We start from the raw sequence: 16460 nt of genomic DNA on the forward strand, positions 1-16460 counted from the left end.
CTTTGACCGCTTGACCAACGTATCGTTTGCGATGACCAACCACGAGGAAAGCCAGCCCTGCCATCTGAAGCTGACCGACCCAGAGATTCCGGTGAAGGTCAACCTGCCCAAGTTCGACGAACCGGCGCAGCGTTATTGCCCGGCGGGCGTATACGAGATGGTCGAGGATGAAGGCGGTCCGCGATTCGTGATCAACTTCCAGAACTGCGTCCACTGCAAGACATGTGACATCAAGGATCCCAGCCAGAACATCACCTGGACCACACCGCAGGGTGGTGACGGGCCGAACTATCCCAACATGTAAGCAAAAACAGGGGCAGTGGCGGGGTCGTGAAGGCTCTGCCATTGCCACTTTCCCGCCAAAGCCCTAGCTTGTCGGACAGACAACGACAACAAGGCAGGCTTTTGGTGTTTTCCCGGGTTCGCGACGCGGCAGTGGCTGCGATTCTCACCTCGACCGTATCTGTATCCGCATTTGCGGATTCCGGCGCCGGAGCGTATCTGGCCGGCAGACAGGCCATCTACGAAAGCGACTACACTGCTGCGGCCCAATATTATGCCCGGGCGCTCAAGTATGATCCGCAGAACGACCAGTTGCAGGAAAGCGTTCTGCTGGCGCGTCTTGCGCTGGGAGACGTCGCCGGGGCCTTGCCGATTGCGCAGACAATCGAAGACCGTGGCTTGCCAAGTCAGGCTGCAAGAATGGCCATTTCGGCAAATCTGATCGTCGGGAACAAGCTGGACGAGCTTTTGGCCCGCGACCCGGAAACGCAAGGCGTAGGCCCCTTGGTTGATGGCTTGATGATAGCTTGGGCCCATATGGGTCAGGGGGCAATGTCCCGCGCAATGGAACAATTTGATTCCGTCGCCACTCAAGAAGGCCTGCGCGAGTTTGCGATGTACCACAAGGCGATGGCGCTGGCTTCGGTCGGCGACTTTGAGGGCGCTGAGGCGGTATTTGCCGCTGATGAGGGGGCAGTGTCGCGCTTCTCGCGCCGGGCAGCACTGGCGCGGACGGAGGTTCTGTCACAGCTTGATCGCAATGAAGAGGCGCTGCAGTTTCTGGATGAAGTTTTCTCTGCCGGCAGCGATCCATTCATCGAAGACTATGTTGCCCGTCTGCAGGCTGGTGAAACGTTGCCGTTCACGCATGTCCGGTCCGCCCAGGACGGAATGGCCGAGGTGTATTTTTCAGTAGGGGCCGCGTTGAATACCGAAGCTGCGTCGGATTATGTGCTGCTCTACACCCGTATTGCCAGCTTTCTGCGCCCCGATCACATTGACGCAATTCTGCTGAGCGCCGAGCTTCTGGAAGGGCTGGATCAGTTTGATCTGGCGGTCGAAGCATACCGTTTGGTTCCGCCGGATAGCGTTGACCACCATGCCGCCGAGCTTGGCCGCGCCGAGGTTCTGCGCCGTTCGGGCAAGACCGAGGCTGCCATAGAAGTGCTGCAGAACCTCGCCATCCAACAGCCTGATCTTCCGGGTGTGCATGTGGCGTTGGCCGATCTGCTGCGCCAGCAGGAGGATTATGCCGCGGCGGTGACGTCCTACGACAAGGCCATCGCCCTGACCGAAGAGAATTCAGGCAACAACTGGTTTCTGCACTACGCCCGGGGCATCTCGCACGAGCGTCAGAAAAACTGGGACAATGCCGAGGCTGATTTCCGCCGTGCACTCGAACTGAACCCGGATCAGCCGCAGGTGCTGAACTATCTGGGCTATTCCCTGGTTGAGCGGCGCGAAAAGCTGGATGAAGCCCTGGAGATGATCGAACGCGCCGTCACCGCGCGCCCGGACAGTGGCTACATCGTCGACAGCCTTGGCTGGGTGCTGTTCCGTCTGGGTCGTTATGACGAGGCGGTCGAGCATATGGAACGCGCAGTCGAACTGATGCCGGTCGACCCGGTGGTCAATGACCATCTGGGTGACGTCTATTGGGCCGTCGGCCGCGCGCGCGAGGCTGAATTCCAGTGGAAACGGGCCCTGTCATTTATCGATCCGGAAGATACCGACGGTGAGGCCGATCCCGAGCGTATCCGCCGCAAGATCGAGATCGGGCTGGATGCGGTGTTGGAGGAAGAGGGTGCAGAGCCTCTGAAGGTCGCCAATGACGGCTGAGGCCTTTGCGCCGGCCAAGATCAACCTGACCCTGCATGTGACCGGCCAGCGCGAGGATGGCTATCACCTGCTGGATTCTCTGGTGGTGTTTGCCGACGTCGGGGATCGATTGGCCTTTGTACCGGGCCCAGAGCTTACCATCGACGTTACCGGAGAATTTGCAAGCGGCGTTCCCACAGATCACCGCAACCTGATCTGGCAGGCGGCGCAGGCCGTGGGTTGGACGGGTCGGATCGATCTGGACAAGATGCTTCCCCATGGCGGTGGAATTGGCGGTGGATCTGCGGATGCAGCGGCGGTGTTGCGGGTTCTTCAAGCGCAGGGATTGAATTTTCCCCATGCGTTGCCTCTGACGATCGGCGCGGATGTTCCGGTCTGCATTTGTTCCAAAGCCGCCCGGATGCGGGGCATCGGGGAACAGGTCACGCGGGCCGATCTGCCGAAATTGCCCGCTTTGTTGGTGAACCCTGGTGTCGACGTGCCCACTGGTGCGGTGTTCAGCGCATTGGGCTCACGTTGCAATCCCGGCATGCCTGATGAGGTTCCTGTCTTTGAGTCCCCTCAGGCTGCTGCTGACTGGCTTGTGAAACAACGCAATGACCTTGAACCTGCAGCAAAGACAGTAGCCCCCCAGATCACAAGTGTTCTGAACGAACTGGAAGGCACCCGAGGTGCGCTTATGTCGCGGATGTCAGGGTCGGGGTCGACCTGTTTCGCGCTGTACCCAACCATGAAGGACGCGCATTTTGCAGCCTATGAGATTGGTGCAGCCCATTCCGAATGGTGGTGCCGCGCAACACTGCTTAGTTGAGGCGCGAGACCACGTAATCGGCCAGTTCGCGCAGCAGGGTGCGGATCTCATGATCCGGCAGTGCCTCCAGCGCTGCTTTCGCTTTTGAGGCCCAACCCAGAGCGTCCTTACGTGTTTCTTCCAACGTGGCGTATTTGTTCATCAGACTCAGGGCGTGGTCCAGATCGCCCTCGTGCTGGCGGCCCTTCTCGATCGTTCGCTGCCAGAACGCATGTTCTTCGGGTGTCGCCTGAGCCACGGCTTTGATCACAGGCAGCGTCAGCTTGCGCTCGCGGAAATCGTCGCCGACATTCTTGCCGGTTGCCATGCTGTCGCCCTGATAGTCCAGCAGGTCGTCGGCGATCTGAAAGGCAACGCCCAAAGCGTCACCATAGGCAAACAGCGCCTGAACCTGCGCCTCTGATGCACCAGCGATGACCCCGCCGACCTCGGTTGCCGCCGAGAACAATGCAGCCGTCTTGCCACGAACGACTTGCAGGTACACGCTTTCATCTGTCCGCAGATCGGTTGCCGCGGTCATTTGAAGCACTTCGCCCTCGGCGATAGTGGCCGAGGCATTTGCAAGGATGTCCAGAACCCGCAGCGAGCCGGTTTCAACCATCAACTGGAAGCTGCGCGAAAACAGGTAATCGCCCACAAGCACGCTGGATTTGTTGTCCCAAAGCAGGTTTGCCGTCGGACGCCCGCGCCGTTTTGCGCTTTCGTCGACAACATCGTCATGCAGCAAGGTCGCGGTATGGATGAACTCGACAGTTGCTGCCAGCCGAACGTGATGATCGCCCTGGTAGCCAAACAGCCGGGCGGCAGCCAGTGTCAGCATTGGCCGCAGTCTTTTCCCACCTGCTTCGACCAGATGGGCCGTAACCTCGGGAATGCGGGGCGCGTGTTCGGAAGCCATGCGGGTACGGATCAGTGCGTTGACCGACGCCATTTCATCGGTCAGAATTTCCGCCAGTCGCTCATGCGGTTTCGAGATCGTGCTGATAGTCATCACACTCCTGATACAAGGCTCGACTTTCGCCTTACCTTGCCCTTACATCCATCCCCATGAAAGAACTTCTGCGCAGCACCGATCCAACAATCCTGGCCTTTGCATCCGCTCTTCTTGAGGGCGAGGATATAGACTGCTTTCAGATGGACGTAAATATGAGCATCCTCGAAGGTGGTATCGGAATCTTCCCCCGGCGTCTGATGGTGCGCGCCGAGGACCTGACCCGAGCCGAGCGGGTGATGCGTGACAACGAGATTCCGCTGGGCCGATGAGTGCCTTTGCCGACAGCAAACTGACCCGAAACGATTTTCTGGGTGGTCGTGTCTGTCTGTGGCAGCCGCGCAAGGGTTATCGCGCGGGGGTTGATCCGGTAATGCTCGCGGCCTCGGTTCCGGCAACCAGTGGCCAATCAGTGCTGGAATTGGGTTGCGGGGCCGGGGCTGCGGTTCTTTGCCTCGCCGCGCGGGTCGAGGGGTTGCAACTTGCGGGTGTTGAGCTGCAGCCGGATTACGCCGATCTGGCGCGTCGCAACGCAGCCGAGAATGGTGTGCGCCTTGAAGTGGTCGAGGCCGATCTTGGCGCCATGCCGTCCGATCTTAGGCAGCGGCAATTCGATCACGTCATTGCCAACCCACCATATTATCGAGCGGGGGCGCACAGTCCGGCCACAGATGATGGACGCCGCGTCGCGTTGGGTGAGCAAACGCCCCTGGCAGACTGGATCGACACGGCAGCCAGACGCCTGGCGCCGCGCGGTTACCTTCATGTGATCCAAAAGGCCGATCGGCTGGCAGACATGCTGGCGGCCTGCGCGGGCCGCTTGGGCTCGCTTGAGGTGCTGCCGCTTTCCGCGCGCACGGGACGAGATGCCGAGTTGGTTATCCTTAGGGCCCGCAAGGGCGGCCGCGCGGCTTTTCGGCTTCATGCGCCCCTGATTTTACACGCGGGTGATCGGCATGAGATGGATGGTGAGAGTTATTCGCCCGAAGTGTCAAAAGTGCTGCGGAACGGGGCGCCCCTGCCGGGGTTTTCACCGTGATAGGCAATGACCAGCCGAATTTGTCGGATTTATTACAGAATCTGTGCATCTGCGGCGTGACAGGGTGGAAACGATGTGATCAACTTCCTAGGTGGAATATACACACCAAACAAGGAGGATCGCCATGAGCGTGAGCGCACATCTGACGGAGCTGAAGAAAAAACACGAAATTCTCGGTCTTGAAGTGGAAGAAGCCCAACGCTCGCCAGGCATCGATGATCTCCATATTGCACAACTCAAAAAGCAAAAACTGAAACTGAAAGAAGAGATCGAACGTCTGTCGAACTAAGACTTCAGACTGGCGCGTGCTGCGATTAAGGCACCACCTGTGATCAACACCGCCGCGATCGCCAGGCCCCAGGACGGGGCGGCGATCCCGGCAAATATCAGCACCACTGTCGATAACAGGGGCGCCGCGTAAGAACTGGTGCCAAGCATCTGAATGTCGCCCTGTTTGACGCCAATATCCCAAACATAGAAAGCCAGGCCGACAGGCCCCAGCCCAAGCGCCATGGTCGAAGCCCACCCAAGGGCCGTTTCAGGCCAGATCGTATCTTCCAGCGCCACGTGCAAGATCCATGAAGCGATGGCCGTCAGAGTACAGAAAACGGCGACCGTGCTGGTAGGCGTTTCCCCCAGGCGCCGGGACAGGACCGAATAGCCAGACCATGTCAGCGCGCACAGAAAGGCCAGCGCATACCCCGGCAGGTGACCGGCCTGAAACCCGGTGCCGCCGCCACCCGTGATGATCAGGGCAGCCCCAGCAAAGCCAAGACACGCACCAATCAGGTGACCAGGGCGCAGGTGCTCGCCGGGCAACAGCCCTGAGAACAGGACGATCAGAAGTGGCCAGAGATAGGCAATCAGCCCGGCCTCGGCCGCCGGAGCCATACGCAGCGCCGAGAAATAAAGCGCGTGATAGCCAAATAGCCCAATGGTGCCGAATATATACACTCGCCACCGAACGGTTCTGAGCTGCCCTAGCCCACCAGTCCGCCACGTCCAGATCAAGCCCAGAGAGCCGCCCAGGGTGAAACAAACAGCATTCAGCAACAATGGCGGCGTTGGGGCAGATCCGACCGTCAACAGGGCCAGAAGGGACCAGAGGAGGACAGCGACGAATCCGATGGCGGTGGCACGGGTTTTGGTCATTTAGGTGGGACGTCCTCGACGGGAATTATCCGGAACTCATCCGAGATATGCGCGGTTTTTTCAATCTCGGCTACGAACCAATCCCGGAATGCCGCGATCTGCGGCCGGGTTTCCGCGCCGGGCAGACACAGGAAACGAAAGCGCCCGCGGGTTTCGATGGCCACTTTGAATGGGGCGACCAGGCGCCCTTCGGTCAGATCCTTGATGATCATCGCGCGCCGCCCCAAGGCCACGCCCACGCCTGCCACGGCGGCATCAATCGCGTGATCAGCATGGGAAAACCGCGCCCCGTGGGTGGGGGTGAAATCCACCCCGACCGCCCGGAACCATGTGTCCCAGTCCGCAGGTGGTTTGAGGAAACTGATCGAGTCGTCATGGATCAGGGGAGCATCGCGCAGGCTTTCCGGAGTGTGGAACTCTTCGGCCAGTTCAGGTGTCATTACCGGCGTCAGCCACTCCTTTCGCACAGGCAGCGCGTATAACCCTTCGTCAGGGCCATATCCAAACCGGATTGCCACGTCGACGTCATCACGCTCCAGATCCATGTTGCGCAGCGTGGCCGAGAACTTCAGGTCAATCTCGGGGTGCGCACGGGCAAATTCGTACAGGCGAGGCGCTAACCACTTGGCCGTAAGGGCCGGCCCCGCCGTGACGGTCAGGCTGGTTTCGTCTCCGTGCCTTCGAACGGTGCGCCAGGCCGATTGCAATGTTGCGAACCCTTCGGCCGCGCCAGGCGCAAGACTGCGACCGGCCTCAGTCAATTCAACGGCGCGATTCAATCGGCGGAACAGCGGCCGCCCCAGGTGCTCTTCCAGCGATTTGATCTGGAAGGACAAGGCGGCCGGGGTGACATGCAGTTCCTCGGCGGCTTTTGCAAATGACAAGTGACGCGCGGCCGCATCGAATGCGCGCAAAGCGGTCAAAGGGGGCAGGCGGTCATTCATATTCGATTAAGTTTTGCTTAACTGAAGTCCCGAAAAAGCTCGTTTGTTGGTTGTGATAATTGGGTCCATATTATGTGAAAGTCAAACACAACTGATCTGAAAGGACTGCGCCAATGATCGAAATGACGACCAATCCAGCAACCCGCCGCGCCTTTCACCGCGCGCATGAGGCGCGTAGCATGGCGATCAAATCTCTGTTGAACATGTTATTCGGTTCCCGCTGATCGCAGCGCGCGCGTTCTTACGGGATGAAAGAAGGGCCGGTCCAGACGGACCGGCCCACTTTCATTGTACAGGCGCCTGATCAGACGAAGAACTGCGCACCATTGGCCGAAATGGTCGAGCCGTTGATGAATTGAGAATCGTCCGAGGCCAGAAACGCAACACAACGCGCGATCTCTTCCGGTTCGCCCAAACGACCGGCCGGGATTTGCCCGATGATTGACTCGCGTACCTTTTCCGGCACTGCCATGACCATCTCGGTGGCGATGTAGCCTGGGCAAATGGCATTTGCGGTTATCCCGGCGCGCGCGCCTTCCTGCGCCAGAGACTTCACGATGCCCAGATCGCCCGCCTTGGTGGCGGCATAATTCACCTGCGCAAACTGACCCTTCTGGCCGTTGATCGAACTGATCACGATCACGCGGCCGAATTTGCGTTCGCGCATACCCGGCCAAACGGGATGCACGGTGTTGAACACGCCGGTCAGGTTCGTGTCGATCACCTGATGCCACTGTTCCGGCGTCATCTTGTGGAACGGCGCATCGCGGGTGATGCCGGCGTTGGCGACAACGATATCGATCGGGCCGACTTCGGCCTCAACTTTCTCGATGCCGGCCTTCGATTCATCATAATCGGCGACGTTCCATTTGTAGGTGGCGATGCCGGTTTCTTCACTGAACTTCGCCGCGGCTTCGTCATTCCCCGCATAGGTGGCGGCAACATTGTATCCTTCGGCCTTCAGCGCCTTGGAAATTGCTGCGCCGATGCCGCGGGAACCGCCGGTTACGAGTGCTGTACGTGCCATTTAGGAATCCTCCAAATTTAGTCGTCTTGGCAATTCTGTTACTCTGAGAGTGGTTGCTGCGCAATATCGTTTCGTGCTCGTTAATGTCTTTCTGTTTGGCGATATTGTCGCATCTAAGGGATAAGACCCGATTGTAACAAAAAAGGGCGCCCAATGGACGCCCTTTTTTATGCGGTTGTCAAAGCACTTAGTCGCGCTCCACACACAGTGCGACACCCATGCCGCCGCCGATGCAGAGGGTCGCAAGACCCTTCTTGGCGTCACGCCGCTTCATTTCGAACAGCAACGTGTTCAGAACACGGCAGCCCGACGCGCCGATCGGGTGGCCGATGGCGATGGCGCCACCGTTCACGTTCACGATCGACGGGTCCCAACCCATGTCCTTGTTCACGGCGCAGGCCTGCGCGGCGAAGGCTTCGTTCGCTTCGACCAGATCCAGATCGTCGACCGACCAGCCCGCTTTTTCCAGCGCCTTGCGCGAAGCGTAGATTGGTCCGACGCCCATGATCGACGGGTCCAGGCCGGCGGTCGCGTAAGACGCAATACGGGCCAACGGTTCGATACCGCGCTTTTCCGCATTTTCAGCCGACATCAGCAGAGTCGCTGCGGCACCATCATTCAGACCCGAGGCGTTGGCTGCCGTGACCGAGCCTTCCTTGGCGAAGGCCGGGCGCAGCTTTGCCATGGCTTCGATGGTGGCGCCATGGCGGATGTATTCATCCTTGTCCATCACGATATCGCCCTTGCGGGTCTTGATGGTGAAGGGCACGATCTCGTCGTCGAACTTGCCGGCCTTTTGCGCGGCTTCGGCCTTGTTTTGCGAGGCGACAGCGAATTCGTCCTGCATGTCGCGGCTGATTTGCCATTTCTCGGCAACGTTTTCGGCGGTCTGACCCATGTGATAGCCATTGAAGGCATCCCACAGGCCGTCGCGGATCATCGTATCGATGTATTTCATGTCGCCCATCTTGTGCCCGGCGCGCAGGGCGGCGGCGTGGGGCGACAGGGTCATGTTTTCCTGTCCGCCGGCGGCCACGATTTCGGCGTCACCCAATTGGATGTGCTGTGCGCCCAATGCGACAGCGCGCAGGCCCGAGCCACATACCTGGTTAATCCCCCAGGCTGCGCTTTCCTGCGGCAGGCCTGCGTTGATATGGGCCTGACGGGCAGGGTTTTGACCCTGGGCAGCGGTCAGGACCTGACCCATTATGGTTTCGCTAACTTCGCCCTTGTCGATCCCGGCGCGTTCAACAACTGCTTCCAGGACGGCAGCGCCCAGATCATGTGCAGGGGTGTTCGCAAACGAACCGCTAAAGCTACCGACGCCCGTACGTGCGGCGGATGCGATTACTACGTTGGTCATACAGTCAATCCTTTACCGTCAAGGTCCTGTGGGAAATCTGACAGCCCGGCAGGCAGTGAAACACTCGCCCAATCCAAGAGCGCCTCGTGTTCCCCGCTCCAGCATGTTCTGAAATACCTTAATGCTGCACGTGCAGCAACGGACAGCTTGTCCCAGCATGAAGACCGGCGGAGTTCCGCAGTCGGATATGGGTGCTAAGTCCCTGTTTTGGCTATGATCCCGGACTTCCACGGCGGTGTGACCGACGGAGCGCCAAACAGGAACCCCTGCAGGCAGCCGACGCCATTGGCGACAAGAAACTCGGCGTCCTGCTGTGTTTCGACCGATTCGGCTGTGACCAGGATCTCGAATTCCCGCGCAACGGCGATCAGGGCGCGGACAAGCGCCTGATTGTCGGGATTGTCGCTGATGCCCCGAATGAACTGGCCGTCAATCTTTGCCGCATCGAACAGAAATTCACGGAAGTAGCGAAAGCTGAAATTGCTTGCCCCGAAATCGTCCAGGGCGAAGGCAATGCCACGTGACTGCAACCGATCCATGAAGTCGATGACCAGTTCGGGCACGAGCATGGCAGAGCTTTCCGAGATTTCGAGGATCAGCCTTTCACCGAGTGTAGGATCCTTTTTCAGAAACCGTTCCAGCACCCGAGACCATCGGGCAAAACCGATGGATCGCGCGGACATGTTGATCGACAACCGAATGCCGGGATTCCGGATCAATGTCCGCAATCCCATTTCCAACGCGATGCAATCCAGTTCGCGGCCAATTGGTGTGGTTTCGACCTGCGGCATGAACTCTCGCGCGGGAATGACGCGCCCGGTATCATCCAGGACGCGAATGAATCCTTCGTAAAACGCGACGTCATGGGGTGGATGGGCCTGCATGACCGGCTGAAAAGCCAGCTTGCATTGTTTATGCTTCACCGCATCGGTGGCCATCTGAACGGCTGACGCGTCGCGCGACGTTACCGCTGCGTTCAATGGGCTGTCCGCCCCTTCGGGCAGGTCTGCCAGTTTGTTCTTCCGCATGAGCACACCGTTCCCCTGATCGTGCCGTCATTAGGTCCGGCACCGATTTCACGGCAAACAAGTGAATCTGACGTTAAGGCGTTTGGTCTATGGGTGTCGGAAATGCGCGGATCGCAGCGCAATCACTTCAACGTGTCGATTGCCACGCTCGTCCCAGTGATGTTGCGGCGCCAAACAGGGCTCCAAACAAGCCAATCGCTGCCATGGAAAAACCAATGGCCAACAGCGGTGAAGTCGCCCCGCCGAATGCCGCCATCATTGCCAGCAGAATACCTGAAAGACCTACAGCAGTGGAAATTGTCACAATTTTTGTCATATGGCCCTCGGCAATCCGCTAACGAAACTCTGTTGCGATATGGAGTGCCGAGCGCCTGAGTCAAGCTGATGGGCGAGTTGTCGCCAGGGGTCAGATCCTTTCGGCCCGCGTATTGGGCGGATTTGCATCGAATTGCTCGAAACCGGGCGTTCCGCGAAGTTCAGGATGGCGGGCAAGGTGCTTGGCCTTGATCTGGTCCGAGTTATCGCGGCTGCCATCATGACTGTAACCCGGTGGTGCAAAGCAATAAGCCAGCCTCTGGCGCAGAGTCAGGCCCGGCTGCGTCGCGTCGCGCCAGATACCAACCCATTCGTGGAAGGCCACCCGCAGAGGGTTGAAGGTTCCGATATTATGGACCAGCCCATAGTCGACGCGGTCATCCTCCTGCTCGGGGACGAATGTCCCGAACAGCTTGTCCCAGATGATGAACACGCCGGCATAGTTGCAATCGAGATAACGCGCGTTACGCCCGTGATGCGCGCGATGATGGCTTGGCGTGTTCATCACGGCCTCGAACCAACGGGGCATCTTGCCGATGGCCTCAGTGTGGATCCAGAACTGGTATATCAGGTTCAGGCCACCGCAGAACAAAACCATCGCCGGGTGAAACCCAAGCAGGATCAGGGGCGCGCGGACGACCATCATGAAAGTGAACGTATAGGTCCAGGTTTGCCGCAGCGCGGTCGTCAGGTTGTAATGTTGCGAGCTGTGATGGTTCACGTGGCTGGCCCAGACCCAGCGAACCCTATGGCCCAGCCGGTGCACCCAGTAATACCGCAGGTCGTCGAGCACGAAACACAGTAGGATGACCGGTATCGAGGTGCCCAGATTCAGCGGCGTGATCTGCCACAGCCACATGAAGAATGCGTAAGCGATAAATCCCAGCAGAAAACCCGAGGCAATGTTGCCAGCCCCCATGATCAGCGAGGTGACAGCATCGCGTGTCTCGTATCGCCCGCCGCGGCCCTTGACCGATATCCATAGGAATTCCGCCAAAATGGCAGCAATGAAAAACGGGACGGCCCATTGCACGGCGTCCGGAAATGTCACTTGATCCGTCATGCGGGCTCCATCAGGTCGCGCCAGTGGCTTCGTTCGAAGTCATCCAGTCGGATGATTGTCCTTGGCGCAGAGAATTCGTGGAATTGGATTTCAAAACCTTCGGGATGACTCAGCAGATCATAATCCAGCAGGTGCCGGCCGACGGTATCTGCGCCAAAGGACCACAATAGCCCGTTGCCGGTGCTTGTGCGTACCAAAGCCGAACGGCCGTCATGCGCCACCGTAACGTCGATCACGTCGTCATCGGGAAAATGGCGTACCCATTGCGCGCGCGCCGAGGCAGGCGTCAGTTCGAACTGCCGCGAATTGCCTGTGATGTGCAGCAAGAGGGTGATGCCGGCAATGCCGCCGACCACCAGCACCAGTAATATTTCGAGTGGCATTCCATCCTCCTTCGGACAAACTGCAAAGGAGTTGAAATCCTGTCAAAGGTAGCGTGGCGTCAGCTGTTTTCCATTCTTTCCAGCACTTCGTGCTGCACGACGCGTTCGACAAACGGTACCAACCCTTCGGGCCCGGACGAGCGATCCTTGAGGTGGATACAGATATCCGGCCTGCGCGCGGCGATGATACCGACCATTTCCCCGCGCACTTTGTCGTCCAGGCCAGCCCCCATGATCGCACAGGCAATCCGAGGTTCGGCGTCCAATTGCCGTCGGACCTCATCCTGATCATGTGCGCCGAGCCATTGGATCGGCAGATGGTCCAACTGCCGTGCCACGTCACCTATCACATTAGGCAGTCGACCAATCAGCAAAACTACTGGTTTCATTGCCGTCATCCTTCCTTGAGCCCGCAAACGAAAACCGGCCCTTCGGGGCCGGTTCCAGTTTAGCACAAAATAACGCGGACGACGCGCAAGGCGTCAGCTATTCCCTTCAACCAAAGTGGAAATGATGGCTTTGGCACTGTCTGAATTCCATTCCGCATCGCCGATCAGACGCGCAATTTCGTTGCCGTCCGGGTCGATGATGACAGTAATCGGCAGGCCAATGACACCCATTTCGCGGGCGACAGCCTGTTTCGGATCCTGATGGCGCGGCAGGTTGCTTATTCCGTTTTCTTCGAAGAATTTCTTGATCCCGGCTGGGGAGTTGCGTCCGGTGGCCAGTGTCAGTACCTCGAATTTATCGCCGCCAAACTCTGCCTGCAATTCAGCGATTTGTGGCATTTCCTTGCGACAGGGGGCGCACCATGTGGCCCAGAAATTCAGCAACACGTATTTGCCCTTATAATCGGCCAGCGATCCCGTGCCGCCGTCGTCCTCAAGCTCGAACTCCACCACTTCGACTGGTTTGGGCTCTTTGTGAAGGATCAGCCGTTTCAGGCTGCCTTCGCGCAGCGGGCCCAGGGTTTCAGCATCCGTCGCCAAAGCCGCGTTTGCACCCAGCGCAAGGGCCATATAAAGGGGGATCAGACGAAATAGGCGCATATCAACTCCGGGTTTTTGCAACATGACCGATCAATCCTCGAACCAGATGTGGGGCGGCCGCTTTGCCGCCGGTCCAGACGCGATCATGGAGGCGATCAATGCCTCGATCGGGTTCGATCAGCGGATGGCAGCCCAGGACATCGCAGGCTCGCGCGCCCATGCCGCCATGTTGGCCGCCACAGGCGTTATTACTGATAGTGATGCGCAGGCCATTCGGGAAGGGCTGCTCACCGTTTTGTCAGAGATTCAGAACGGAGAATTTCAGTTCTCGACCGCGCTGGAGGACATTCACATGAATGTCGAAGCCCGGCTAAAGGAAGTGATAGGTGAGCCCGCAGGTCGTTTGCACACAGGCCGCAGCCGCAATGATCAGGTCGCAACCGATTTCAAACTTTGGGTCCGTGACCAACTGGACGCAGCAGAAACCGGATTGCTGGCCCTGATCCGCGCGCTTTTGGCGCAGGCCGAAGCAGGGGCGGATTGGGTCATGCCCGGTTTCACGCACCTGCAAACTGCCCAGCCGGTGACATGGGGCCATCACATGATGGCTTACGTCGAGATGTTTGGCCGCGACCTGAGTCGTGTCCGCGATGCCCGTGCGCGCATGAACGAATCCCCGCTGGGGGCTGCTGCGCTGGCTGGGACGTCCTTCCCCATTGACCGCGACATGACGGCGAAGGCGCTGGGCTTTGACCGCCCCGCTGCCAACTCGCTGGACGCGGTCAGCGACCGTGATTTCGCGCTGGAGTTCCTGTCGACCGCCTCGATCTGCGCCGTGCACCTGTCGCGCTTTGCCGAGGAACTGGTGATCTGGTCCTCGGCACAGTTCCGCTTTGTCACCCTGTCCGACCGGTTCTCGACCGGCTCGTCGATCATGCCGCAGAAGAAAAACCCCGATGCGGCGGAACTGATCCGCGCCAAGGTGGGTCGCATCTTCGGTGCCAACACAGCGCTGATGATGGTGATGAAGGGCCTGCCGCTGGCCTATTCCAAGGACATGCAGGAAGACAAGGAACAGGTCTTTGACGCCGCGGACAACTGGATGCTGGCGCTGGCGGCTATGGAGGGCATGGTCAAGGACATGACCGCCAACCGCGAAAGCCTTGCCGCCGCTGCCGGGTCGGGTTTCTCGACCGCGACCGATCTGGCCGACTGGCTGGTGCGGGTGCTGGGTCTGCCGTTTCGCGATGCGCATCACATCACCGGATCGCTGGTGGCCATGGCCGAGGGCAGGGGTTGCGACCTGCCCGACCTGACGCTGGAAGACATGCAATCGGTCCATGCCGAAATCACTCAGGACATCTATACTGTGCTTGGCGTCGACAATTCAGTAAACTCACGCCAGTCCTATGGTGGCACGGCTCCGGATCAGGTCCGTGCCCAGATCAAACGATGGAAGGCGATGATATGACCGCGCTTGTCCGAGTGATCGTATTCTTGTCAGCCAGTTTGGTGCTTGCCGGTTGCGGCGCCGACGGCGAACCTGTCCAACCGACTTTCAACGCGGCGGTCGGTGTCGGCAGCAGCGGGTCTTATGTCGCGGGGGGCGTCGGCGTGAATCGCGGACCGGTCGGCCTGTTTGTCGGTTTCTGACCGCCAACCCGTTGAACACACAGAAACGGAACCCCATCTGGGATCGAGACCGAAACCTTCATAGAAAAGAAACAGACCATGAGAATAATCGGCCTGATCCTGTCGCTTGCCGTTCTTGCCGCATGCGACCCGTCGTACAAGCCGCAACCGGAACCTGCGGCCGCGCCGAAATCCTCGGGCGTTTCTGTCTCGGGATACGCGCGGGTCGGAGCGTCAACGACTTTCTGAGAGCTGGTAGACCCCGGAAGACCTGTCGGAATCATTTGATCCATATGCCTCTTTTGGTCTAAGCGCGCAGTCATGGATCACTTTCTCTACCGCGACGGCGCGCTTTTCGCCGAGGATGTCCCGATCTCCGAAATCGCAGCCGCGGTCGGAACACCGTTCTACGTCTATTCCACGGCCACTTTGCTGCGGCACTTTCAGCTGTTCGACGATGCGCTTGAGGGGACTGATCATCTTGTCTGCTACGCGATGAAAGCGGCCAGCAATCAGGCCATCCTGAAGACACTGGCGCAGGCGGGCGCGGGTATGGATGTGGTTTCGGGTGGCGAATACCTGCGCGCGAAGGCGGCGGGTGTGCCGGGCGACAAGATCGTGTTCTCAGGCGTTGGCAAAACAGCCGATGAAATTCGAACCGCGTTGACCGGTGGCATTCGCCAGTTCAACGTCGAATCCGAACCCGAGATGGAAGTGATCAACGCTGTTGCCGTGGAGTTGGGCGTTGTTGCGCCGATCACCGTACGGGTGAACCCGGACGTGGATGCTAAAACCCACGCCAAGATCGCAACCGGAAAATCCGAGAACAAGTTCGGGATTCCGATCGCCCGTGCTTGCGGGGTTTACGCCCGCGCCGCCAGCCTGCCGGGGCTGGAGGTCATCGGGATCGACGTTCACATCGGCTCGCAACTGACCGAGCTGGAGCCGTTCGAGCTGGCCTATACCAAGGTCGCCGAGCTGACCGAACGGTTGCGGTCCGAGGGTCACAATATTCGCCGTCTCGATCTGGGTGGTGGGCTTGGTATTCCCTACACCCGTTCGAACGACGCACCGCCGTTGCCGGTGGAATATGGCGCGCTGATCAAGAAAACGCTGGGCCATCTTGAGTGTGAGATCGAAATTGAACCGGGCCGCTTGATCGCGGGCAATGCCGGATTGATGGTCAGCAAGGTCATCTACGTGAAGTCCGGCGAGGACCGCGATTTTCTGATCCTCGATGGCGCGATGAACGACCTGATCCGCCCCGCGATGTACGAGGCGCACCACGATATCGTCGCCGTGAAAGAACCTGCGCCCGGTGTCGAACAGCAACCCTATGACATCGTTGGACCGGTCTGCGAAACCGGTGATACCTTTGCCAAGCAGCGCAATATGCCGCCTTTGCAATCGGGTGATCTGATCGCTTTCCGCAGTGCCGGAGCTTACGGAGCAGTGATGGCCAGCGAATACAATACGCGCCCCCTGATCCCCGAGGTGCTGGTAAACGGTGATCAATTCGCAGTAATTCGTGAACGCCCAAGCTTTGACGAAATCATAAAGCGCGATACCATACCTCCGTGGCTTTGACGCGATAACCGCGCG

At 59.0% G+C, this 16460-nt stretch carries 21 protein-coding genes; 10 read left to right on the forward strand and 11 right to left on the reverse strand.

Annotated elements, in window-relative coordinates:
* The 3 genes from AC2TDJ_RS17725 to AC2TDJ_RS17735 all read left to right on the forward strand — a co-directional run.
* Positions 1-304: 4Fe-4S dicluster domain-containing protein (locus AC2TDJ_RS17725; RefSeq protein ID WP_480844008.1), on the forward strand; the 304-nt coding region annotated here is incomplete at its 5' end.
* 101 nt (positions 305-405) lie between these two features.
* Positions 406-2121 (forward strand): tetratricopeptide repeat protein, encoded by a 1716-nt coding sequence (locus AC2TDJ_RS17730; protein ID WP_480844167.1) that lies wholly within the window; start codon positions 406-408, stop codon positions 2119-2121.
* On the forward strand, positions 2111-2932 hold the full coding sequence (locus AC2TDJ_RS17735; RefSeq protein ID WP_480844009.1) for a 4-(cytidine 5'-diphospho)-2-C-methyl-D-erythritol kinase: 822 nt from the start codon (positions 2111-2113) through the stop codon (positions 2930-2932). The genes AC2TDJ_RS17730 and AC2TDJ_RS17735 overlap by 11 nt, the downstream gene beginning before the upstream one ends.
* Here the strand turns inward: AC2TDJ_RS17735 and AC2TDJ_RS17740 are convergent.
* Positions 2925-3923: a polyprenyl synthetase family protein gene (locus AC2TDJ_RS17740; RefSeq protein WP_480844010.1), complete on the reverse strand. Its 999-nt coding sequence runs from the start codon at positions 3921-3923 to the stop codon at positions 2925-2927. The genes AC2TDJ_RS17735 and AC2TDJ_RS17740 overlap by 8 nt on opposite strands.
* Positions 3924-3979: 56 nt before the next feature.
* Between AC2TDJ_RS17740 and AC2TDJ_RS17745 the strand changes: the two genes are divergently transcribed.
* The 3 genes from AC2TDJ_RS17745 to AC2TDJ_RS17755 all read left to right on the forward strand — a co-directional run bounded on the left by AC2TDJ_RS17745 (position 3980) and on the right by AC2TDJ_RS17755 (position 5251).
* Complete coding sequence (locus tag AC2TDJ_RS17745; RefSeq protein WP_050604033.1) at positions 3980-4195, forward strand: putative signal transducing protein; 216 nt, start codon at positions 3980-3982, stop codon at positions 4193-4195.
* Positions 4192-4962, forward strand: coding sequence for a tRNA1(Val) (adenine(37)-N6)-methyltransferase (locus AC2TDJ_RS17750; protein ID WP_480844011.1), 771 nt, complete (start codon positions 4192-4194; stop codon positions 4960-4962). Before AC2TDJ_RS17745 ends, AC2TDJ_RS17750 begins: the two co-directional genes overlap by 4 nt.
* A 124-nt stretch (positions 4963-5086) precedes the next feature.
* The gene (locus tag AC2TDJ_RS17755; protein WP_480844012.1) at positions 5087-5251 is read left to right on the forward strand and encodes a YdcH family protein; all 165 of its coding nucleotides are present in this window, start codon (positions 5087-5089) and stop codon (positions 5249-5251) included.
* On the opposite strand, the gene yddG is transcribed toward AC2TDJ_RS17755, so the two are convergent.
* From yddG to AC2TDJ_RS17805, 10 genes are all read right to left on the reverse strand, one after another.
* Positions 5248-6114, reverse strand: a complete 867-nt coding sequence (gene yddG, locus AC2TDJ_RS17760; protein ID WP_480844013.1) for an aromatic amino acid exporter YddG — start codon at positions 6112-6114, stop codon at positions 5248-5250. The genes AC2TDJ_RS17755 and yddG overlap by 4 nt on opposite strands.
* Positions 6111-7058, reverse strand: a complete 948-nt coding sequence (locus AC2TDJ_RS17765) for a transcriptional regulator GcvA (RefSeq protein ID WP_480844014.1) — start codon at positions 7056-7058, stop codon at positions 6111-6113. Before AC2TDJ_RS17765 ends, yddG begins: the two co-directional genes overlap by 4 nt.
* Positions 7059-7362: 304 nt before the next feature.
* Entirely contained in the window at positions 7363-8085 is a 723-nt protein-coding gene (gene phbB, locus AC2TDJ_RS17770) for an acetoacetyl-CoA reductase (RefSeq protein WP_480844015.1), read from the reverse strand.
* A gap of 187 nt (positions 8086-8272) precedes the next feature.
* Positions 8273-9448 carry an acetyl-CoA C-acetyltransferase gene (locus tag AC2TDJ_RS17775; RefSeq protein ID WP_480844016.1) on the reverse strand — a complete coding sequence of 392 codons (1176 nt, stop codon included), beginning with the start codon at positions 9446-9448 and terminating at the stop codon, positions 8273-8275.
* 194 nt (positions 9449-9642) lie between these two features.
* Positions 9643-10476: an EAL domain-containing protein gene (locus tag AC2TDJ_RS17780; protein ID WP_480844017.1), complete on the reverse strand. Its 834-nt coding sequence runs from the start codon at positions 10474-10476 to the stop codon at positions 9643-9645.
* A gap of 127 nt (positions 10477-10603) precedes the next feature.
* Positions 10604-10780, reverse strand: a complete 177-nt coding sequence (locus AC2TDJ_RS17785; protein WP_480844018.1) for a hypothetical protein — start codon at positions 10778-10780, stop codon at positions 10604-10606.
* A gap of 102 nt (positions 10781-10882) precedes the next feature.
* Positions 10883-11854: a sterol desaturase family protein gene (locus AC2TDJ_RS17790; RefSeq protein WP_480844019.1), complete on the reverse strand. Its 972-nt coding sequence runs from the start codon at positions 11852-11854 to the stop codon at positions 10883-10885.
* Positions 11851-12237 (reverse strand): hypothetical protein, encoded by a 387-nt coding sequence (locus AC2TDJ_RS17795; protein ID WP_480844020.1) that lies wholly within the window; start codon positions 12235-12237, stop codon positions 11851-11853. The genes AC2TDJ_RS17790 and AC2TDJ_RS17795 overlap by 4 nt, the downstream gene beginning before the upstream one ends.
* A 59-nt stretch (positions 12238-12296) precedes the next feature.
* Positions 12297-12626 (reverse strand): hypothetical protein, encoded by a 330-nt coding sequence (locus AC2TDJ_RS17800; protein WP_480844021.1) that lies wholly within the window; start codon positions 12624-12626, stop codon positions 12297-12299.
* A 93-nt stretch (positions 12627-12719) separates the two neighbouring features.
* On the reverse strand, positions 12720-13286 hold the full coding sequence (locus AC2TDJ_RS17805; RefSeq protein ID WP_480844022.1) for a TlpA disulfide reductase family protein: 567 nt from the start codon (positions 13284-13286) through the stop codon (positions 12720-12722).
* 22 nt (positions 13287-13308) lie between these two features.
* Here AC2TDJ_RS17805 and argH point away from each other — a divergent pair, with 22 nt between their 5' ends.
* From argH to lysA, 4 genes are all read left to right on the forward strand, one after another.
* Positions 13309-14697, forward strand: a complete 1389-nt coding sequence (gene argH, locus AC2TDJ_RS17810; protein ID WP_480844023.1) for an argininosuccinate lyase — start codon at positions 13309-13311, stop codon at positions 14695-14697.
* The gene (locus AC2TDJ_RS17815; RefSeq protein WP_480844024.1) at positions 14694-14879 is read left to right on the forward strand and encodes a hypothetical protein; all 186 of its coding nucleotides are present in this window, start codon (positions 14694-14696) and stop codon (positions 14877-14879) included. Before argH ends, AC2TDJ_RS17815 begins: the two co-directional genes overlap by 4 nt.
* 78 nt (positions 14880-14957) lie before the next feature.
* On the forward strand, positions 14958-15107 hold the full coding sequence (locus AC2TDJ_RS17820) for a hypothetical protein (protein WP_480844025.1): 150 nt from the start codon (positions 14958-14960) through the stop codon (positions 15105-15107).
* 72 nt (positions 15108-15179) lie between these two features.
* Positions 15180-16445, forward strand: a complete 1266-nt coding sequence (gene lysA / locus AC2TDJ_RS17825; protein ID WP_480844026.1) for a diaminopimelate decarboxylase — start codon at positions 15180-15182, stop codon at positions 16443-16445.
* Positions 16446-16460 lie beyond the last annotated feature (15 nt).

This window comes from Ruegeria sp. HKCCD6647-2 (assembly GCF_057221075.1).

Bases quoted from the DNA above. Each gene is read 5' to 3' on its own strand.
- AC2TDJ_RS17735 (WP_480844009.1), top strand. From the start codon at position 2,111: ATGACGGCTGAGGCCTTTGCGCCGGCCAAGATCAACCTGACCCTGCAT.
- AC2TDJ_RS17740 (WP_480844010.1), bottom strand. From the start codon at position 3,923: ATGACTATCAGCACGATCTCGAAACCGCATGAGCGACTGGCGGAAATT.
- AC2TDJ_RS17745 (WP_050604033.1), top strand. From the start codon at position 3,980: ATGAAAGAACTTCTGCGCAGCACCGATCCAACAATCCTGGCCTTTGCA.
- AC2TDJ_RS17750 (WP_480844011.1), top strand. From the start codon at position 4,192: ATGAGTGCCTTTGCCGACAGCAAACTGACCCGAAACGATTTTCTGGGT.
- AC2TDJ_RS17755 (WP_480844012.1), top strand. From the start codon at position 5,087: ATGAGCGTGAGCGCACATCTGACGGAGCTGAAGAAAAAACACGAAATT.
- yddG (WP_480844013.1), bottom strand. From the start codon at position 6,114: ATGACCAAAACCCGTGCCACCGCCATCGGATTCGTCGCTGTCCTCCTC.
- AC2TDJ_RS17765 (WP_480844014.1), bottom strand. From the start codon at position 7,058: ATGAATGACCGCCTGCCCCCTTTGACCGCTTTGCGCGCATTCGATGCG.
- phbB (WP_480844015.1), bottom strand. From the start codon at position 8,085: ATGGCACGTACAGCACTCGTAACCGGCGGTTCCCGCGGCATCGGCGCA.
- AC2TDJ_RS17775 (WP_480844016.1), bottom strand. From the start codon at position 9,448: ATGACCAACGTAGTAATCGCATCCGCCGCACGTACGGGCGTCGGTAGC.
- AC2TDJ_RS17780 (WP_480844017.1), bottom strand. From the start codon at position 10,476: ATGCGGAAGAACAAACTGGCAGACCTGCCCGAAGGGGCGGACAGCCCA.
- AC2TDJ_RS17790 (WP_480844019.1), bottom strand. From the start codon at position 11,854: ATGACGGATCAAGTGACATTTCCGGACGCCGTGCAATGGGCCGTCCCG.
- AC2TDJ_RS17795 (WP_480844020.1), bottom strand. From the start codon at position 12,237: ATGCCACTCGAAATATTACTGGTGCTGGTGGTCGGCGGCATTGCCGGC.
- AC2TDJ_RS17800 (WP_480844021.1), bottom strand. From the start codon at position 12,626: ATGAAACCAGTAGTTTTGCTGATTGGTCGACTGCCTAATGTGATAGGT.
- AC2TDJ_RS17805 (WP_480844022.1), bottom strand. From the start codon at position 13,286: ATGCGCCTATTTCGTCTGATCCCCCTTTATATGGCCCTTGCGCTGGGT.
- argH (WP_480844023.1), top strand. From the start codon at position 13,309: ATGACCGATCAATCCTCGAACCAGATGTGGGGCGGCCGCTTTGCCGCC.
- AC2TDJ_RS17815 (WP_480844024.1), top strand. From the start codon at position 14,694: ATGACCGCGCTTGTCCGAGTGATCGTATTCTTGTCAGCCAGTTTGGTG.
- AC2TDJ_RS17820 (WP_480844025.1), top strand. From the start codon at position 14,958: ATGAGAATAATCGGCCTGATCCTGTCGCTTGCCGTTCTTGCCGCATGC.
- lysA (WP_480844026.1), top strand. From the start codon at position 15,180: ATGGATCACTTTCTCTACCGCGACGGCGCGCTTTTCGCCGAGGATGTC.